Origin of the sequence: Bradyrhizobium genomosp. I (2014) (assembly GCF_000261685.1) — a bacterium.
In the GTDB taxonomy this organism is placed as follows: domain Bacteria; phylum Pseudomonadota; class Alphaproteobacteria; order Rhizobiales; family Xanthobacteraceae; genus Bradyrhizobium.
The window spans coordinates 1-15,825 of record NZ_AJQE01000137.1; the positions used below are offsets into that span (position 1 = coordinate 1).

Below are 15,825 nucleotides of genomic sequence, written 5' to 3' on the forward strand. Positions count from 1 at the left end.
CACGTCGACCTGGAGCGCGGGAGCGCTGGTGCCGCCGCCCTTGAGGCGCACGTCGTGGAAGGAGATGTAGCTCGCCGGCAGCACCGAGATGTCGATATTGCCTGCGACATTGAGCTCGAGCCCGGTGACGTCGCGGATCTGCGTTTCGACCGCCTTGCGCAGCGCGTCGCGGTTGATGAACCAGGAGGTCGCGATCAGGGCGATCAGCACGACGCCGAGCAGCGCCGCGATCGGCGTCCCGAGGCGCTTCATTCCTTGGGCCATGGTCAATGGCATGTCCTGATCGGGTTGGTCGTTGGAGCCAGAAAGGGCGGGCCGGGAAACCCGCGCGCCCACACCCAACCCCCACAACTTGATGGGTTTTCTTGACGCTTTCAAGGCCGCTGTACGGTTATGCCCACGGCGTGGGCAGCTTCTATCACCCAAGGGCGGAGCGGAGAACCCCGTATCATTGACGGCTTCGGACGATTTCGCCTAATAATCGCCCCCAATAAGGCGCGACGCCTGCAAGCCGAAGGTTCAGTCGAGGTTTTTTGCATGAACAAGGTCTATCCCGACGCCAAGTCGGCGCTCGACGGCATTCTCAAAGACAACATGATGATCATGTCGGGCGGCTTCGGCCTCTGCGGCATTGCCGAGGAGCTGTCGGACGCGATCCGGGAGTCCGGTGTCAAGGGCCTGACGGTGGTCTCCAACAATGCCGGCGTCGACGGGATCGGCCTCAGCCGCCTGCTCGAAACCCGCCAGATCAAGAAGATGATCTCGTCCTATGTCGGCGAGAACAAGCTGTTCGCCCAGCAATTCCTCGCCGGGGAGCTGGAACTCGAATTCAATCCGCAAGGCACGCTGGCCGAGCGCATCCGCGCCGGCGGCGCCGGCATCCCGGCCTTCTACACCAAGACCGGCGTCGGCACGCTGATCGCCGAAGGCAAGGAAGTGAAGGAGTTCGATGGCGAGAAATACCTGATGGAGCGCGGCCTGTTCGCCGACCTCGCCATCGTGCACGCCTGGAAGGGCGACACCGCCGGCAACCTCATCTACCGCAAGACCGCGCGCAACTTTAACCCGATGATGGCGACCGCCGCGAAGATCACGGTGGCCGAGGTCGAGCATCTGGTTCCGGCCGGTGAACTAAATCCCGACCACATCCATACGCCCGGCATCTTCGTGAAGCGCATCGTCGAGGTTGGCACGGCCAAGAAGCGCATCGAATTCCGCAACACCCGCCCGCGCCCGACGACGGCGCCGGCGGCCGGCACTGGAGTTGAAATCTGATGGCCTGGACTCGTGAACAGATGGCCGCGCGCGCCGCGAAGGAGCTGCGTGACGGCTATTACGTCAATCTCGGCATCGGCATCCCGACGCTGGTCTCGAACTACATTCCGGACGGCATGGACGTCAGCCTGCAGAGCGAGAACGGCATGCTCGGCATGGGCCCCTTCCCATATGAGGGCGAAGAGGACGCCGATCTCATCAACGCGGGCAAGCAGACCGTGAGCGAGCTGCCCTCGACTTCGTATTTCTCGAGCGCCGATTCCTTCGGCATGATCCGCGGCGGCCACATGGATCTCTCCATCCTTGGCGCCATGCAGGTGGCCCAGAATGGCGATCTCGCCAACTGGATGATCCCCGGCAAGATGGTCAAGGGCATGGGCGGCGCGATGGATCTCGTCGCCGGCGTCAAGCGCGTCGTCGTGGTGATGGAGCATTCCGCCAAGGACGGCGCCAAGCTCCTGAAGAAGTGCAATTTGCCGCTGACCGGCGAGCGCGTGGTCGACATGGTCGTCACCGATCTTGCCGTCTTCACCATCGACAAGCATGGCAATGGCGGCATGGCGCTGATCGAGCTTGCCGACGGCGTCTCGCTCGACGAGGTCAAGGCCAAGACCGAAGCCGAGTTCCGCGTCGCGCTGAAGAACACGTAAGAGCGTCGCCAGCTATCTCTTCGCCGTCATTGTGAGGAGCTCTTGCGACGAAGCAATCCAGACCTTCTCCGCGGTGGGATGCCGGATTGCTTCGCTGCGCTCGCAATGACGGGGTGATACGCTGCCGTCATTCTCCCCGCGCTTGCTACGACCTCGCCGACCACACCTTGCCCCATCGCGCCGACAGGCTCGCCACCCATGACGCCTCCTCGCGCACCAGGCGGAAGCCGAGATTGGCAGGAGGCACGCCTTGGGCACAGCCGCCGGCGCGGGCGTCGCGGATGAAGTCGGTGACATAGGCGCGGTGCGCGCCTTCGGCGATGCGCACGCCGCAATTCACGGTCGCGCGGCCGGCATTGCCGGCCTCGTCGACCCGGGAGCGCACGAAGCAGGTCGAGGTCCACTCCCAGACATTGCCGGCGAGATCTTCGACGCCATGCTCGTTCGGGCCGAACTTGCCGAACGGATAGGCCGTGGTGTCGGTGAGGTCGCGTTCGGATTCACGCTCGTAGCGGCTGATCCAGCGCTTCGAGGGGTCGCTTGCATCGACCGGTGCACCATCATCCTTGAATCTGGAGCCGGCGGCAAAGGCCCATTCCTCGTCGCTCGGCAGGCGGTATTGGCGGCCGGTCTTGCGCGACAGCCAGCCCGCATAGGCTTCGGCATCGTGCCAGCTCACCTGCACTGCGGGGCGATCGGGGGCGATCGCCACGTCGCGATCGAGCGCGCGGCAGGCGCCATCCTGCACGCAAAGTCGATAGTCGGATGAGGCGACCTGATTGCGCATGATGTGCAGCGGCCGGTCCCTCCGCACGTTGCGCAGCGGCGCTTCCGCCTGCTGCCCGCCGCGCGTGAAGTCGCCGGCCTCGCGATATGAGAAGCTGCCGGCAGCGATCTCGACCATCGCCGGCTCGCCTCCCGCATGGTGCGTCGTCACCTCGGAAACCAGAGGCGCAACGGCGAGCGGCCCGGCAAGCCCGGCCGCGCAGGCGAGCGCCAGCTTGAGCTTGAATGCGATCAGCATGGTGATTCCTCGGAGAAAGAAGGGGCCGGTGATGGCCGACCCCTTGTCGCGTCTAGTTGGTGCCGGCGGGCGGTATTTCAGAGGGCGCCTTCACCTGGGTCATCAGATCGTCGTTCCACTTGCCTTCGACCTTGAAGTGCGCGGTGGCGCCGAGATCGGCCGCCTCGATCAGATTATGCGTGACATAGGCGTAGATGCCGGGTTGCTGGAATTTGTACAGCGCAGCTCCGGCCGAACCGCCGCGGATGAACCAGGTCTCGAGCCCGACCTCGGGTGCATTGCCGAACTTGCCGGTCTCCCAGACATAGTCGCCATGGCCGCCGATCAGATGCGGGCGGCTGTCGCGATTGGCCTGCGAATGCACGATCAACACGTTCTCGCCGACCTTGGCGGTGAGCGCATTCTTGCCGGTGAGCGCGCCGACCTTGCCGTTGAACACGACATGGGTGGGGATCAGCTTCTTCATCACCTCTTCCGTGTCGGTGAAGGCTTCGCCGGGCGAGTCGTACGACTTGAAATTGCCCTTCTCGTCGCGCGGCACGTACATGTCCTGCTCGCCGATGTAGTAGACCTTGTCGTATTTCAGCGCGTGGCCCTTGCCGTCATTCAGCCCGTCGCGCGGCAGCACCATCACGGCACCGTTCATGCCGGAGACGACGTGCCAGGGAATCATCGGGCCGCCCGGCGCGCAGTGATAGACGAACACGCCGGTCTTGGTCGCCTTCCAGCGCAGCACGACCTGCTCGCCGGGGTTGATGAGCGTGAGTTCACCGCCGCCGAGCGCGCCGGTCGCGGAATGGAAGTCGATATTGTGCGGCATGGTGTTGGTCGCGGGATTGACCAGCGTCAGCTCGACATAGTCACCCTCGTGCACGACCATGAGCGGTCCCGGCATCGAGCCGTTGAACGTCATCGCCTGGAAGGTGGTGCCCTTGTCGTCGATGACGACCTTCTTCTCCTCGATCGTCATCTTGAACTCGATGATCTTGGGGCCCTGCGTCGTGGCCTGCTCGTGCGCGTGCACGAAGGGCGGAGCGACCAGCTCCACCTTCTGACGCGGCAGCTTGAGATCGCTCGCGGCGAAAGCCGGCGCCGCCAACATCAGGGCGGTCGCGGCGGCGCTGATCAATGCGGCTCTGCGGGTGAACATCGGAAGCATCCTTCATCTGAAAAGGTTTTGATGACGGAATGCAGTGTGCGCCGATCGCGGCAAGCGTGTTTGCGCTGCGACAAGCTTCCGCCGGATTCACCTCCGCAACAGTACTTAGGTGTCTCGGCGGAGCATGATCGGTGATGCCATCTTGGCCGCGTCTCGAGGCGGGATGCGAATGTCGCGGCCGAGCAACCAGCCTTTGCGGCAACCGGCGTCGCGCCATGCTCGGGATCGCCGAGCGTGACCGCAACGCATCTGCACTCAGCGGCGACTCGTTCGCATCTTCAAGCGGGATGGCGATCTCGGCCGGACCGGCGCGTCCGGGCGAGGACGCATGGCTGGTCGTGTCGGCGGCGAGGTGGGCAGGCCGGCAAGGCAGGTGGGGACGACCAAGGCATGATCCGGCAAAGTGCGCAGCGGTTTTCCCTCGCGACAAGCGCGGAACGCGTTTGCGCGGAGATCATGAGCGCGATTGTTTCATCCTGATCGCATCGCGCTTTAGAGGAGGTAGATCGCAAGCCAGACCGTTCCCCAGATCGCCAGCGACAGCCCGACCAAGACGACGATTGCTGCGGCCAGAGCGCGCACCAAGCCGGCGGGGGCTGGCGTGGCCGGGGCCGGCCGGAAGTCGTCGGAACGCGGGATATGGCCGCGGACGTCGAGCAGGGAGAGAATGAGTTCGAGTGCGAGAAGCCTCATGGCAAAACGCTCCGGATAGCCTGCGGATCGTTCTCATCATGGTCGGGAACCGATCGCCGCGCTTTGCGCGAGCGCAAAGTCGCTTCCGCGCCTCCGGGTTAATTGAACTCGTTCCGTGATTTGCCGTGGCGTCTGCGCGCGGCGGAAATTTACGAATGGGTAAGATATGAGAGCTGATCTTGCGGCGATCTACGGCGAGGAACGTCTCCCACGCTACACCAGCTACCCGACCGCACCGCACTTCACGTCCGCGATCGGTCCAGACACATATGCGAGGTGGCTGGCGGAACTGCCGGCGGGTACCAGCGCGTCTCTTTATCTGCACGTGCCGTTCTGCCGCGAGATGTGCTGGTACTGCGGCTGCCATACCCAGATCGTCCGCCGCGACGAGCTCATCGCCGGCTATCAACGGACGCTGCGCGGCGAGATCGCGCTGGCCGCCGAAACCATCGGCCGCCGCATCAAGGTCGAGCATATCCATTTCGGCGGCGGTACGCCGACGATCATGGCGCCGGAAGCCTTTGCCGAGTTGATGGCGACGATGCGCCAGAGATTCTTCGTGCTGCCTTCGGCCGAAATCGCGGTCGAGATCGATCCCCGCACGTTGACCGCCGACATGGTCGAGGCCATGCGGCTCTCCGGCGTCAACCGCGCGAGTCTCGGCGTGCAGAGCTTCGATCCCGTGGTGCAGAGGGCGATCAACCGCGTGCAGAGCTTCGAGCAGACCGCGTCCGTGGTCGACATGCTCCGCGGCGCGGGCATCGAGGGCATCAATTTCGACCTGATCTACGGCTTGCCGCACCAGAGTGTCGCGTCGTGCCTGGACACGGTGCGGCGCAGCCTCGCGCTCGCGCCCAATCGTTTTTCGGTGTTCGGCTATGCTCATGTGCCTGATTTCAAGAAGCACCAGCGCATGATCAGCGAGGCCGTGCTGCCCGACGGCCTGGCGCGTCACGACCAGGCCTGCGCGATCGCGAATGCCCTGAAGGAGGCCGGTTACGTGCAGATCGGGCTCGATCATTTCGCACGGCCCGACGATTCCATGGCCGTGGCGTTCGAGCAGCGGGCGCTGCGGCGCAATTTTCAGGGCTACACCACCGACAAGAGTGAAATCCTGCTCGGCTTCGGCGCGAGCGCGATCGGACATCTGCCGCAGGGCTACGTCCAGAACGAGGTGCAGATCGGCGCTTACGCGCAGAGCATCGCCGCCGGCCGCCTCGCCACCGCGAAGGGCTATGGGCTCACCGATGACGACCGGCTGCGCGCCGACATCATCGAACGCATCATGTGCGAGTTCAGTGCCGATCTCGGCGACATCTGCGCCCGCCATGGTGCGGAGGCCGGCGCGATGCTGAAATCGGCGGTGCGGCTGAAGCCGCTGATCTCCGACGGCGTCGTGAGGTTGGACGGCGACCGGCTCGCGGTCGCCAAGGATTCGCGCTTCCTGGTCCGTAGCGTCGCCGCCGCATTCGACGCGCATCTGGATCCTGCGAAGCAGTTGCACAGCAGGGCGGTTTAGACGCTCTCTCCGTCATTCCGGGCTCGTGCTGTGCACGCCCCGGAATGACGACGTTGCTTGCGCTTCGACAAAGAAGCTCCGCCTCGCCCCGCTATCGTCGTCTCCGAACGGAGTTGCCCATGCCATTTGGATCCGACGATCTGGTCGATGACATCATGCGCACGGCGCCGCACACGATCCGCGTGTTTCTCGCCTTCAGGATGGCTTGTGTCGGCTGTCCGATCGCGACCTTCCACACCGTGGATGATGCCTGCCGCGAGCATGGCATCGACCGCGACAAATTCCTCGCTGCATTGAGCGATTGCGTGCCGGCGTGAGACGGTCTGGAATTCGCGCGGGTGCGCGTTCCCGGATGAGGGAGCGCTTTCGCCGCAAGCGGAAGCGCCTCTCACCCCCGTCAGCCGAGGCATCCCCGGCGTCGGCTCAAGTCGCGCCGCTGTCGGCGTTCCGCTCCGCCAAGACGACGATTCTGTGCGGGTCGCGCAGGATGATGCGCTGGCGGCCGCTCTCGACGAGGCCTTGGCTCTCCCAGCCGCTGAGGATGCGGCTGACGGTGTGCAGAGTGGTGCCGGTCATCTGCGCGATGTCCTGGCGGCTGATCGGGAAGTCGATCTCGATGCCGTGGTCGAGTTTCCTGCCGGACTGCTTGGCGAGGCGCAGCAGCGCGTGCGCGACGCGTTGCTCGACCTGCTGGGTCGACATTTCCAGGATGCGGGTGTGGCTCTCCTGAAGTCGGGTGCCGACGGTCTGCAGCGTGTTGGCGGCAAGCGCTGGAAACCGCTCGACCAGCCGCGGCCAGGCCGAGGTCGGCCAGATCAGCGCGACGCTGTCATCGACGGCCATCGCCGTCGCCGGGTACCGCGCGGCTCCGATCGCCATCGCGAGCCCGAACGTTTCGCCGGGCGAGACATAGCGCACCACGATCTGCTCACCGGTCGGCGTGGTCTTGGCCGCGCGGACATGGCCGTGCAGCAGCAGGAAGAAGGACTGCGCATCCGCCCCCTGCTCGAAGATGGCACTGTTCTTGGGATAGCGCGCCGACCGGGCCTCACGCAGGATCTCATCCAGAGCGTCCGGCGTGACCCCGGCAAACAGCGGCAAATGCGCAACCAGCGATGTGTCGACCTTGGCCATTCTGCCTCCTTGTCGCTCGGGAGCGTGATGGCACCTGCAATCGTCAGGTAGTTTGCGATAGCGCAAAACGGACCGGCCGGGTGGCGGTATTTTTCGATCCGAATTGATTGGAGTTGATCCCATGGCTGGCGCGCGATCCCGCAACTTTGCGGGCTGGCCGCTGTTTGCGAACAGCTTTCGGCCCTTTTTCCTGCTCGGCGCCATCCAGGCAGGGCTGTCGATCCTGGCCTGGCTGCCGATGTTCTATGGCGAATTGTCGGTCAGTTCCGCCTTCGCGCCCCGTGACTGGCACGTTCACGAGATGCTCTACGGCTTCCTGCCGGCAGTGATCACCGGGTTCCTGTTCACGGCAATCCCGAACTGGACCGGACGGCTTCCGGTTCGGGGCACGTCGCTGGGAGCGTTGCTCGTGGTTTGGCTGGCGGGACGCGTCGCAGTGACCTTGTCCGCCGAACTCGGCTGGGCGTTTGCGCTTGTCGTCGATGCCGCCTTCCTGACGCTGGTCGTCGCGGCCGCCGCGCGCGAGATCATCGCCGGCGGCAACTGGCGCAACCTGCCCGTGGTGGGACTGGTGCTCGTGCTGCTCGCCGGCAACGTCGCCTTTCATCTCGAAGCGCATTACGAAGGCGCAGCCGATGTCAGCATCCGCGTCGGCATCAGCGTCGTTGTGCTGCTGATCTCGCTGATCGGCGGCCGCATCATCCCGAGCTTCACCCGCAACTGGCTGGTCAAGTTCAATCCCGGCCGTCTGCCCGTGCCATTCGGACGCTTCGACGGCGCAGTGATCGGATGTAGCGCGCTCGCGCTCGTCTCATGGATCGTGGCGCCGTTGAATGCCGTCACCGGCATCCTGATGGCATTCGTCGGCGTGCTGCATCTGGTGCGGCTTGCGCGCTGGGCTGGCGATCGCACCTTCCGCGAGCGGCTGCTCGTGATCCTGCACGTCGGCTACGTCTTCGTGCCGTTCGGTTTTATCCTGCATGCCCTGGCGGTTCTCGGTGTGCTGCCGCCCAGCGCCGGCATCCACGCCTGGATGGCGGGTGCGGCGGGAACCATGACGCTCGCAGTGATGACCCGCGCGAGTCTCGGCCATACCGGACAGGCGTTGACGGCTTCGCCGGCGATCCAGGGAATCTATGCTGCAATCATCATCGCGGCTTTGGCTCGGGTCGCTGCCGTCGTATTGCCAGCGCACAACGATGTGTTGTTGCACATCGCCGCCTGCGGCTGGATTGTCGCCTTCCTCGGATTTGCCATCGCGTTCGGTCCGCTGCTCGCCGGCAGCCGGTGGCGTGCCCTCGCCACGATGGGCGTACCCGCTCCGGCGCGCTGAACTCAAGCCGCAGTCGCCGAGGGCGGCGCTGTCGGAGGCCGCGCGCCCTTGCGCCATTCGGTGATGGTGCAGCCGAATCGGCCGCGGAACCAGCGCGCCATGGCGCTCTGCGCGGAGAAGCCAAGCTGCATCGCGATGTCGGCCAACGGTCGGCCGGGGGCGCCGATCAGCTTGATCACGAGATCGGCGCGCTGCGTATCCAGGATGGCCGAGAAGCTGGTGCCGGATGCCGCGAGGCGGCGGTGGATGGTGCGGCGGGTGCAGGCGAGATGCTCGGCGACGCGCTCGATCGTGCAGTCGCCGCCGGCAAGGAGGAGACGTACGACCTCGTCGACCTTCTGCTCCCAGCTTGCGGGCCGTGTTTCGATCGCCTCGATCCGCTTGCGCAGATAGCTCGCGATCAGCGGATGCGCGCTCGGGATCCGACGCTCCATATCGTGTGCGGACAGCACGATCGCGTCATCCCTCGCGTTGAAGATCACGCGGCAGCCGAAGAATTCGCGATAGCGCTTGCGATCGTGCGGCGGCGGATGATGCAGGTGCACCTCCTGCGGCCGCCAGTCGTGACCGAACAGCGACTGGATGATGCGGTGGACGCTGCCGAGCGCCATGTCGATCGACTGCCGCGACGCGCCCGGGGTCCGGCCGCGCAGATGCATCGTGATGGTCACGGTCTGCTTGCTGCGCGCAACGTCCAGCCGCATGCCATCGTGATGGATATGAATGAAGCGCGAGAACGCATTGATGGCCTCACCGACGGTCGCTTGCTCGCGCACGATCAGGCCGACCGCGCCGAAATTGGTCAGGCCGCCGCGCTCGGCGAGACGCAAGCCGAAATCGTCGACGCCGGACGCCTCCGCCGACAATTCGAGCAGACGACGCAGGCTGGCGACGGCGATGGGCGTGTCGGGCTTGTCGACGCAGGCCGGCGGCAGCGTTGCCTTGCGCATCATCTGCCTGGGGTCGAGCCCGACTGACCGGGCGACCTCCGGGTAATAACTCAGGCTCGAGCTGCGAACGAGGTCGGTCATGCGAACCGTTCCTGCCAGCCATCGCTGCAGGTGTCCCGAAATGTAAAATTTCTGTCCCGGTCAGTCAAACCCGGGAACCGGGCGGAACATACATACGGGAAACCGAAGCACGAGCGTGAATGCCGTGTTTACGACGGTCGGGCAGGGCGATGGAGCCGGCTACCGTCTCGGACCATTTGACCAAGACATTGCTGGATCGGGATCATGCCGGGAAACATGCTTTCCAAGGGTGAGATATTCGTCATCGACACCGACGCAGCCTCCCGCGAACGACTTTCGGCGGCGCTCCAACGGAACGCCTATGAAGTGACCTGTTTCGCTGACGGTGCGTCTCTCTTGTCCGCAGCAAAGGCGCGGATGCCGGCCTGCGTGCTGCTGGAGCTGCCGTCCGATCATTCCGGCCTCGAGGTGCTCAAGCGGTTGCGCGGCGAGAACTGCATGGCGCCGGTGCTCGTGACCTCCGCCAACGGCAGCATCGCCATGGCGGTCGACGCCATCAAGAGCGGCGCGGCCGACTTCATTGAAAAGCCGTTCCGCACCCACGACATCGTCGGCCGGATCGATGCCGCCATCGATGAGTTCACCCAGCCCGCCGCGATCCGGCAATGCTGGCTGCCCGGTTGCGAGCCCCTGACCGGGCGCGAAGGGGACGTGCTCGAGCATCTCGCCGCTGGTCTCACCAACAAGGAGATCGCCCGGCGCATGCATCTGAGCGCGCGGACGGTCGAGGGTTACCGCGCCAGCATCCTGAAGAAGGCCGGCGCCCGCAACGTGACCGATCTGCTGCGCCGTATCTTCGGCCAGGCTTCGCCGGCCCAGGTTTAAAGACCGCCGGAACGACAAAGCGTTCCCCGGCCATGGTGCCGTCGCGGCGGCGCCGCACAGAAACCTCAATCGAACCAGTTCCTTCCCTGCCGCGTCCAACCACGATGGCGAGGCATTTCATCGCGCGCGTCCGGCTGGCGGCGCGGCGATACCGGCAGGAGGGACTTCATGCGCATCACCGCGAAATATCTGGCAACCACGAGCCTGGTCCTCGTGACCACGGCAATTGCATCGCCGTCATGGGCGGCCAACGTGGACGCCACGTCGGCGATCGACACGGTCACTGTCTATCCCGACGGCGCCACCATCACTCGCGTCATTTCGTTGGATCTCGCCTCCGGTGACTCGACGCTGGTCGCCAAGGATTTTCCCCTCTCGCTCGATCCGTCTTCCCTCCGCGTCGAAGGCGAGGCGGGCGCCAAGCTCACCATAGGCACGATCGATGCGCGGCCGCCGAGGGCCGCGCCGCCCGCCAACCTCCCCGAGCTCGACAAGCGCATCGAAGCACTGAGAGATCAGCGGGCCGATCTGCAAGGTGCGATCGACTCTGCCAACGCCCGGCGTAGGTTTGCGCAGCATTTTGCCGAAGCCTCGCCGGCCGGCCTCGGTGAGAAGGGCGAGGCGCGGCCGATCACGGAGTGGCGCGCGGCGTTTGCGGCAGTTGCCGAGGAGATCGCGACCGCCGACACCGCAATTCGCGACGCCGCGCGAAAACAGCGCGAGATCGACCGACAGATCGCGCAATTGGAAGCCGAGCGCTCGGCCAAGCCGCCGAGCAAGCTGGAAGTTCGGATCGACGTCGCCTCAGCCGCGGCGACCAAGGCGACGTTGCGCGTGACCTACGCCGTGCGCAACGCGCGCTGGGTGCCGCTCTACGACGCCCGGCTCGACACCGGCGCCAAGGATCGCAAGCCGCAGCTCGAGCTCGTTCGTCGCGCCGAGGTCACGCAATCGACCGGCGAGGACTGGTCGAACGTGACGCTCGGCGTCTCCACGGTCCGCATCGGCCGCGGCGGCGGTGCTCCGGAGCTGAGCTCACTGGTTGCGCAATATCCGCAATTGCCGAAGCCGCTGGCGCTCGGCACGGCCTCCGATCTGGCACGGCCTGCGCCCGTGACGCGTCAGGCGCAATCGCCGGCCATGGCCAAGATCGCAGAGGCGGCGGAGCCGCGCGAGCGCGCCGACGAGCAGCAGGCCGTCGCCGAGATCGGCGATTTCCAGGCTACCTTCAGGATCCCCGGCCGCGTCAGCCTCGGCGCTGCGGAGGGGGCCAAGAGCCTCCGCATCGCATCGCTGAATGTGCCCGCCGATCTCGCCGTGCGAGCCGCACCGGTGATGGACCCGACCGCGTTCCTCGAAGCCAGCTTCAAGCAGACCGACGACACGACCCTGCTGCCCGGCAAGGTCGCGATCTATCGCGACGGCGTTTTCGTCGGCCGCGGCAAGATCATGGCGTCCGCCAAGGACGACATCGTGCGGCTCGGCTTCGGCGCCGACGACAAGGTGAGAATCGAGCGCGCTGTGCTCAAGCGCAACGAGGGCTCGGCGGGCTTGCTCGTGACGACGTCGAAGACCGACGAGCGTTCATTCAAGACCACGATCCGCAACGGCCATGATTTCCCGATTCGCGTCGCGATCGAGGACCAGTTGCCTGTCAGCGAGAACGAGGACATCGTCGTCGAGATGCTGCCGTCGAGCACCCAGCCCACGGCGAGCAATATCCGCGACAAGCGCGGCGTGCTGGAATGGTCGTTCGACGCCAGGCCCGGCGAGGTCAAGGACATCAATTTCGCCTGGCGCATCCGCTGGCCGAAGGACAAGAGCATGGTGATCGTGCCGGCGGGGTAGGGCCCGAAGCACGATGTTGTCTTACCTCGCCCCGCTTGCGGGGAGAGGTCGGATTGCATCGAAGATGCAATCCGGGTGAGGGGGACTCTCCACGAGTCTCACTCTTTCCGTCCCTGCGGAGTCCGCCTCAACCCAACCCTCTCCCCAAGCGGGGCGAGGGGGGCGTACCGTCTCTGCGGCCGCGCTTTCAGCTCGATTGCATGAGAGGTACCGCCGCTCGCATCGACTGCGGCAACACATACGGCACGCCGTCACCGGCTTCGTGAACAACGGCGTCGATCTCGAAGATGTCGCGGATGATCTCGGGGGTGACGATCTCGGCGCGCGGGCCGTCGGCGACGAGCCGGCCGCCATTCAGCACGATCAGCCGGTCGGCGAAGCGGATGGCGAGATTGAGATCGTGCAGGATGGCGATGACTGCCGTGCCGCTGCCGGCGCGGCGGCGCGCCGCTTCGACGAGGTCGATCTGGTGACGCAGGTCGAGGCTCGAGGTCGGCTCGTCCAGCAGCAAGAGCCCGGGGCCGTGCTCGGCCTCGCCGCAGGCGAGCTGCACCAGCACGCGGGCGAAATGGGCGCGCTGCTGCTCGCCGCCTGACAGCGTCGGCAATTGCCGTTCGCGGAAATGCGCGAGGCCGACCTCGTTCAGGGCGGACTCGACGAGCGGTCCAGCCTCGCGCAGGCTGCGCTCGCCTGCGCCCATCAGCACGATCTCCTCGACCGTGAACGGGAAGGTGACGTTGATGTGCTGGGACAGCATCGCGCGCCGCGCGGCGAGCTCGCGCGGCGTGAAGCTGCCGATATCGCGCTGCTTCAGCCGCACCTTGCCTGCGCTCGGGCGAAGATCGCCGGAGAGCAGCCGCAGCAGCGTCGACTTGCCGGCGCCGTTCGGGCCGATGATGGCGACCATCTCGCCGGCCGTGACCGTCAGGCCGACGCCGTCGAGCAGCGTCGCGCGGCCGGCGCGCTTGACCAAGCCGCGTGCCTCGATCACCGCGTTCATAGCGAGGCGAGCCCGCGCTGCCGCAGCAGGATGAAGAGAAAGACAGGTGCGCCGACGGCGGCGGTCAGGATGCCGATCGGCATCTCCGCCGGCGCCACGATGGTGCGCGCCAGCGTATCGGCGCCGACCATCAGGATGGCACCCAGCAGCACCGAGGCCGGCAGCAACAGGCGATGCGCCGGCCCGATCACGAGGCGGAGCAGATGTGGCACCACGATGCCAACGAAGCCGATGACGCCGCTGATCGACACCGCGACGCCGGTCATGGCGGACACCATGACGATCGAGATCCGCTTCTGACGCTCGACGTCAATCCCGCCATGGAAGGCGTCGGCCTCGCCGAGCACCAGGAGATCGAGACCGCGCGCGATGAAGGCGCAGGCGGCAAGCCCGATGACGAGGATCGGCGCGAGCATGGCGGCCTTGGTCCAGGTCGCGCCGCTCATCGAGCCCAGCATCCAGAACGTGATGTCGCGGAGCTGGCGGTCGTCGGCGATGAACACGAGCAGCCCGATGCCGGCATTGGCGATCGCGGTGATGGCAACGCCAGCGAGCAGGAAGATCGCGATCGAAGTCCGCCCCGAGCGGCTCGAGATGCCATAGAGGATTGCGGTGGTCACCAGCGATCCCGCGAAGGCCGCCAGCGGCAACAATTCGGTCTGGAGAGAGCGCAGCGTCTCACCGAAGCGCGAATCGGTAAAGACGATCGCGCTCGCGGCTGCGAGCGCGCCGCCGCTGGAGACGCCGACCAGGGCGGGATCGGCCAGCGGGTTGCGAAACAGTCCCTGCATGATCGCGCCGGCCGCGGCGAGCAGGCCGCCGACCATCGCGGCTGCTGCGATGCGGGGAATGCGGATCGACCACAGCACCAGCTGGTCGCGGGCCGTCGTGGCAGTGCTTTCGCCGGCAAAGCCCAGCGCGGCAGGCAGGCGGGAGAGGGGGATACCCGCGGCGCCGACGGTCAGCGCGACGATCGCCGTCACCGCGAGCAGCGCGATCAGGACAGGAATCGCGAAGGATGCGGACCGCCGTCTGGCGCTTCGTCGCGGGCTCCGTGCGTCGATCCGGACCGCCAAGCTCATTGCCGGCAGTTCGCCGCCGACAGGGCCGACGTGAACGTGCCGCCCTGGTCGGCCAATGCCGGGTAGAGCTTGACCGACAGATCGCGTGCCGCCGCCGCCGTCCGCGGCCCGAAGCCGAGCAGATAGAGCCCGTCCATGCTGATGAAGCTCTTGTTGGCCGCGACCGGCGTCAGCGCAAATCCGGGATGGGCATAGATCGCATCGGCCTGGAGCGACTCCTTGCCGCGCTCGATCGACAGCACGAATTCGGGTTTGGCCGCCGCGATCGCCTCGCCGCCGATGATCTTGTAGCCGTCGTAATCGTCGACAGCGTTGGCCGCGCCCGCGAGCCGGATGATCACGTCGGCCGCGGTCTTGTGGCCGGCCACCATCGCCCGCCCGTTCTGGAGCGACATCACGAACATCACGCGCGCCGGCTTCGTCACCCTGGCGCGCAGTGCGCGGAGCTGCGCGAGATCGGCGCCGACAGCGGCACTCAGGCATTCGGCTCGCGCGTCGACGTCCATAGCATGGCCGACCAGCCTTATCTTCTCGATCAGACCTTCCTCGGAGAAGGTCTCGGGCACCAGCACCAGCGGCACCTTCGCCGTCTCCAGAATGTCCATGGTCTCGCGCGGGCCCGAGCCCTGGATCGCCAGGATCAGGGTCGGGTTGAGGCCGAGCACGCCTTCGGCCGAGATCTGGCGCATGTAGCCGACATTGGGCTTGTCGTGCAGCGCCGCCGCCGGATAGAGGCTCGTGGTGTCGACGCCGACCAGGCGGTTCTCCAGCCCGAGCGCGTAGAGGATCTCGGTGATGGCACCACCGATCGAGACCGTGCGCGCGAAGTCGTTCACCGCGACTTCGCGATTGCGCGCGTCATGCACGGTGATGCCGGTCGCGTGCGCGGCAGAGGCGAGCGCGATCGTGCCGGCGAGCAGGAGATTGGTAAGAGTGCGGCAAAATGTCATTGCAGGTTACTTCGTCAGGAGCAGCTTGTTCTGCGAGGTCAAGCGGAGACGATAGCTGTCCTCGCCATGCGCGATGATGATCTCGCGCTCGGCCGCAAACAGCTCGCGGCTGTCGATCCGGCTCCCTCGCATAGTCAAAGTTCTCGTCGTTGCAGAAGGGCTCTGTGTCGGCCCTGCCGCATCGCCGCCGTTGTCTCCTGATGTTGCTGACATTGTCGGTGTGTGCGCTTTCGATAACTTGGATTGCCGGTTGTTTGTACAGGCGGTGCGAAGCGCATTCCAACGGTCGCAATTTACAATCG

At 65.8% G+C, this 15,825-nt stretch carries 16 protein-coding genes and 1 pseudogene; 7 read left to right on the plus strand and 10 right to left on the minus strand.

The genetic code is table 11. From position 1 onward, the window contains the following. Nucleotides 1–264, minus strand: a pseudogene (locus tag IC50_RS12855) (AsmA family protein); the annotation flags it as partial. A 273-nt stretch (nt 265–537) separates the two neighbouring features. Between IC50_RS12855 and IC50_RS12860 the strand changes: the two are divergent. Then, nucleotides 538–1,275 carry a CoA transferase subunit A gene (locus IC50_RS12860; RefSeq protein ID WP_035704746.1) on the plus strand — a complete coding sequence of 246 codons (738 nt, stop codon included), beginning with the start codon at nt 538–540 and terminating at the stop codon, nt 1,273–1,275. Next, entirely contained in the window at nt 1,275–1,925 is a 651-nt protein-coding gene (locus IC50_RS12865; RefSeq protein WP_035704748.1) for a CoA transferase subunit B, read from the plus strand. Before IC50_RS12860 ends, IC50_RS12865 begins: the two co-directional genes overlap by 1 nt. A 145-nt stretch (nt 1,926–2,070) precedes the next feature. Here IC50_RS12865 and IC50_RS12870 read toward each other — a convergent pair whose 3' ends face one another. From IC50_RS12870 to IC50_RS12880, 3 genes are all read right to left on the minus strand, one after another. Next, nucleotides 2,071–2,949, minus strand: a complete 879-nt coding sequence (locus IC50_RS12870) for an SUMF1/EgtB/PvdO family nonheme iron enzyme (RefSeq protein WP_035704750.1) — start codon at nt 2,947–2,949, stop codon at nt 2,071–2,073. Nucleotides 2,950–3,001: 52 nt separating this feature from the next. Next, on the minus strand, nt 3,002–4,099 hold the full coding sequence (nirK, locus tag IC50_RS12875) for a copper-containing nitrite reductase (protein WP_035704816.1): 1,098 nt from the start codon (nt 4,097–4,099) through the stop codon (nt 3,002–3,004). A gap of 501 nt (nt 4,100–4,600) precedes the next feature. Continuing rightward, nucleotides 4,601–4,801, minus strand: a complete 201-nt coding sequence (locus IC50_RS12880; RefSeq protein WP_035704752.1) for a hypothetical protein — start codon at nt 4,799–4,801, stop codon at nt 4,601–4,603. 166 nt (nt 4,802–4,967) lie between these two features. Between IC50_RS12880 and hemN the strand changes: the two genes are divergently transcribed. Both hemN and IC50_RS12890 read left to right on the plus strand, forming a co-directional pair. Next, nucleotides 4,968–6,320, plus strand: a complete 1,353-nt coding sequence (hemN, locus tag IC50_RS12885; RefSeq protein ID WP_035704756.1) for an oxygen-independent coproporphyrinogen III oxidase — start codon at nt 4,968–4,970, stop codon at nt 6,318–6,320. A 119-nt stretch (nt 6,321–6,439) separates the two neighbouring features. Then, on the plus strand, nt 6,440–6,637 hold the full coding sequence (locus IC50_RS12890; protein ID WP_035704759.1) for a DUF1858 domain-containing protein: 198 nt from the start codon (nt 6,440–6,442) through the stop codon (nt 6,635–6,637). A 106-nt stretch (nt 6,638–6,743) separates the two neighbouring features. Here the strand turns inward: IC50_RS12890 and IC50_RS12895 are convergent, their stop codons facing one another. Continuing rightward, nucleotides 6,744–7,454 (minus strand): Crp/Fnr family transcriptional regulator, encoded by a 711-nt coding sequence (locus IC50_RS12895; RefSeq protein WP_035704761.1) that lies wholly within the window; start codon nt 7,452–7,454, stop codon nt 6,744–6,746. Nucleotides 7,455–7,575: 121 nt separating this feature from the next. Between IC50_RS12895 and IC50_RS12900 the strand changes: the two genes are divergently transcribed. Then, nucleotides 7,576–8,787 (plus strand): NnrS family protein, encoded by a 1,212-nt coding sequence (locus tag IC50_RS12900; protein ID WP_035704763.1) that lies wholly within the window; start codon nt 7,576–7,578, stop codon nt 8,785–8,787. Nucleotides 8,788–8,789: 2 nt separating this feature from the next. Here IC50_RS12900 and IC50_RS12905 read toward each other — a convergent pair whose 3' ends face one another. Then, nucleotides 8,790–9,818 carry an AraC family transcriptional regulator gene (locus IC50_RS12905; RefSeq protein ID WP_035704764.1) on the minus strand — a complete coding sequence of 343 codons (1,029 nt, stop codon included), beginning with the start codon at nt 9,816–9,818 and terminating at the stop codon, nt 8,790–8,792. A gap of 204 nt (nt 9,819–10,022) precedes the next feature. Here IC50_RS12905 and IC50_RS12910 point away from each other — a divergent pair, with 204 nt between their 5' ends. Further along, nucleotides 10,023–10,643, plus strand: coding sequence for a response regulator transcription factor (locus tag IC50_RS12910; protein WP_035704766.1), 621 nt, complete (start codon nt 10,023–10,025; stop codon nt 10,641–10,643). Between the two features lie 168 nt (nt 10,644–10,811). After that, nucleotides 10,812–12,491, plus strand: a complete 1,680-nt coding sequence (locus IC50_RS12915; RefSeq protein WP_035704768.1) for a mucoidy inhibitor MuiA family protein — start codon at nt 10,812–10,814, stop codon at nt 12,489–12,491. Nucleotides 12,492–12,678: 187 nt separating this feature from the next. On the opposite strand, the gene IC50_RS12920 is transcribed toward IC50_RS12915, so the two are convergent. From IC50_RS12920 to hemP, 4 genes are read right to left on the minus strand one after another with little or no spacing between them, the layout of a single operon-like run. Continuing rightward, nucleotides 12,679–13,491: a heme ABC transporter ATP-binding protein gene (locus tag IC50_RS12920; RefSeq protein WP_035704769.1), complete on the minus strand. Its 813-nt coding sequence runs from the start codon at nt 13,489–13,491 to the stop codon at nt 12,679–12,681. Beyond that, a complete protein-coding gene (locus IC50_RS12925) occupies nt 13,488–14,573 on the minus strand; it encodes a FecCD family ABC transporter permease (protein ID WP_035704772.1) in 1,086 nt (361 codons plus the stop codon). Before IC50_RS12925 ends, IC50_RS12920 begins: the two co-directional genes overlap by 4 nt. Continuing rightward, nucleotides 14,570–15,523, minus strand: a complete 954-nt coding sequence (locus IC50_RS12930; RefSeq protein WP_035704775.1) for a heme/hemin ABC transporter substrate-binding protein — start codon at nt 15,521–15,523, stop codon at nt 14,570–14,572. Before IC50_RS12930 ends, IC50_RS12925 begins: the two co-directional genes overlap by 4 nt. Nucleotides 15,524–15,529: 6 nt before the next feature. Next, a complete protein-coding gene (hemP, locus tag IC50_RS44025) occupies nt 15,530–15,655 on the minus strand; it encodes a hemin uptake protein HemP (protein ID WP_193374113.1) in 126 nt (41 codons plus the stop codon). Nucleotides 15,656–15,825: the final 170 nt, after the last annotated feature.

Bases quoted from the DNA above. Each gene is read 5' to 3' on its own strand.
- IC50_RS12860 (WP_035704746.1), top strand. From the start codon at position 538: ATGAACAAGGTCTATCCCGACGCCAAGTCGGCGCTCGACGGCATTCTC.
- IC50_RS12865 (WP_035704748.1), top strand. From the start codon at position 1,275: ATGGCCTGGACTCGTGAACAGATGGCCGCGCGCGCCGCGAAGGAGCTG.
- IC50_RS12870 (WP_035704750.1), bottom strand. From the start codon at position 2,949: ATGCTGATCGCATTCAAGCTCAAGCTGGCGCTCGCCTGCGCGGCCGGG.
- nirK (WP_035704816.1), bottom strand. From the start codon at position 4,099: ATGTTCACCCGCAGAGCCGCATTGATCAGCGCCGCCGCGACCGCCCTG.
- IC50_RS12880 (WP_035704752.1), bottom strand. From the start codon at position 4,801: ATGAGGCTTCTCGCACTCGAACTCATTCTCTCCCTGCTCGACGTCCGC.
- hemN (WP_035704756.1), top strand. From the start codon at position 4,968: ATGAGAGCTGATCTTGCGGCGATCTACGGCGAGGAACGTCTCCCACGC.
- IC50_RS12890 (WP_035704759.1), top strand. From the start codon at position 6,440: ATGCCATTTGGATCCGACGATCTGGTCGATGACATCATGCGCACGGCG.
- IC50_RS12895 (WP_035704761.1), bottom strand. From the start codon at position 7,454: ATGGCCAAGGTCGACACATCGCTGGTTGCGCATTTGCCGCTGTTTGCC.
- IC50_RS12900 (WP_035704763.1), top strand. From the start codon at position 7,576: ATGGCTGGCGCGCGATCCCGCAACTTTGCGGGCTGGCCGCTGTTTGCG.
- IC50_RS12905 (WP_035704764.1), bottom strand. From the start codon at position 9,818: ATGACCGACCTCGTTCGCAGCTCGAGCCTGAGTTATTACCCGGAGGTC.
- IC50_RS12910 (WP_035704766.1), top strand. From the start codon at position 10,023: ATGCCGGGAAACATGCTTTCCAAGGGTGAGATATTCGTCATCGACACC.
- IC50_RS12915 (WP_035704768.1), top strand. From the start codon at position 10,812: ATGCGCATCACCGCGAAATATCTGGCAACCACGAGCCTGGTCCTCGTG.
- IC50_RS12920 (WP_035704769.1), bottom strand. From the start codon at position 13,491: ATGAACGCGGTGATCGAGGCACGCGGCTTGGTCAAGCGCGCCGGCCGC.
- IC50_RS12925 (WP_035704772.1), bottom strand. From the start codon at position 14,573: ATGAGCTTGGCGGTCCGGATCGACGCACGGAGCCCGCGACGAAGCGCC.
- IC50_RS12930 (WP_035704775.1), bottom strand. From the start codon at position 15,523: ATGACATTTTGCCGCACTCTTACCAATCTCCTGCTCGCCGGCACGATC.
- hemP (WP_193374113.1), bottom strand. From the start codon at position 15,655: ATGCGAGGGAGCCGGATCGACAGCCGCGAGCTGTTTGCGGCCGAGCGC.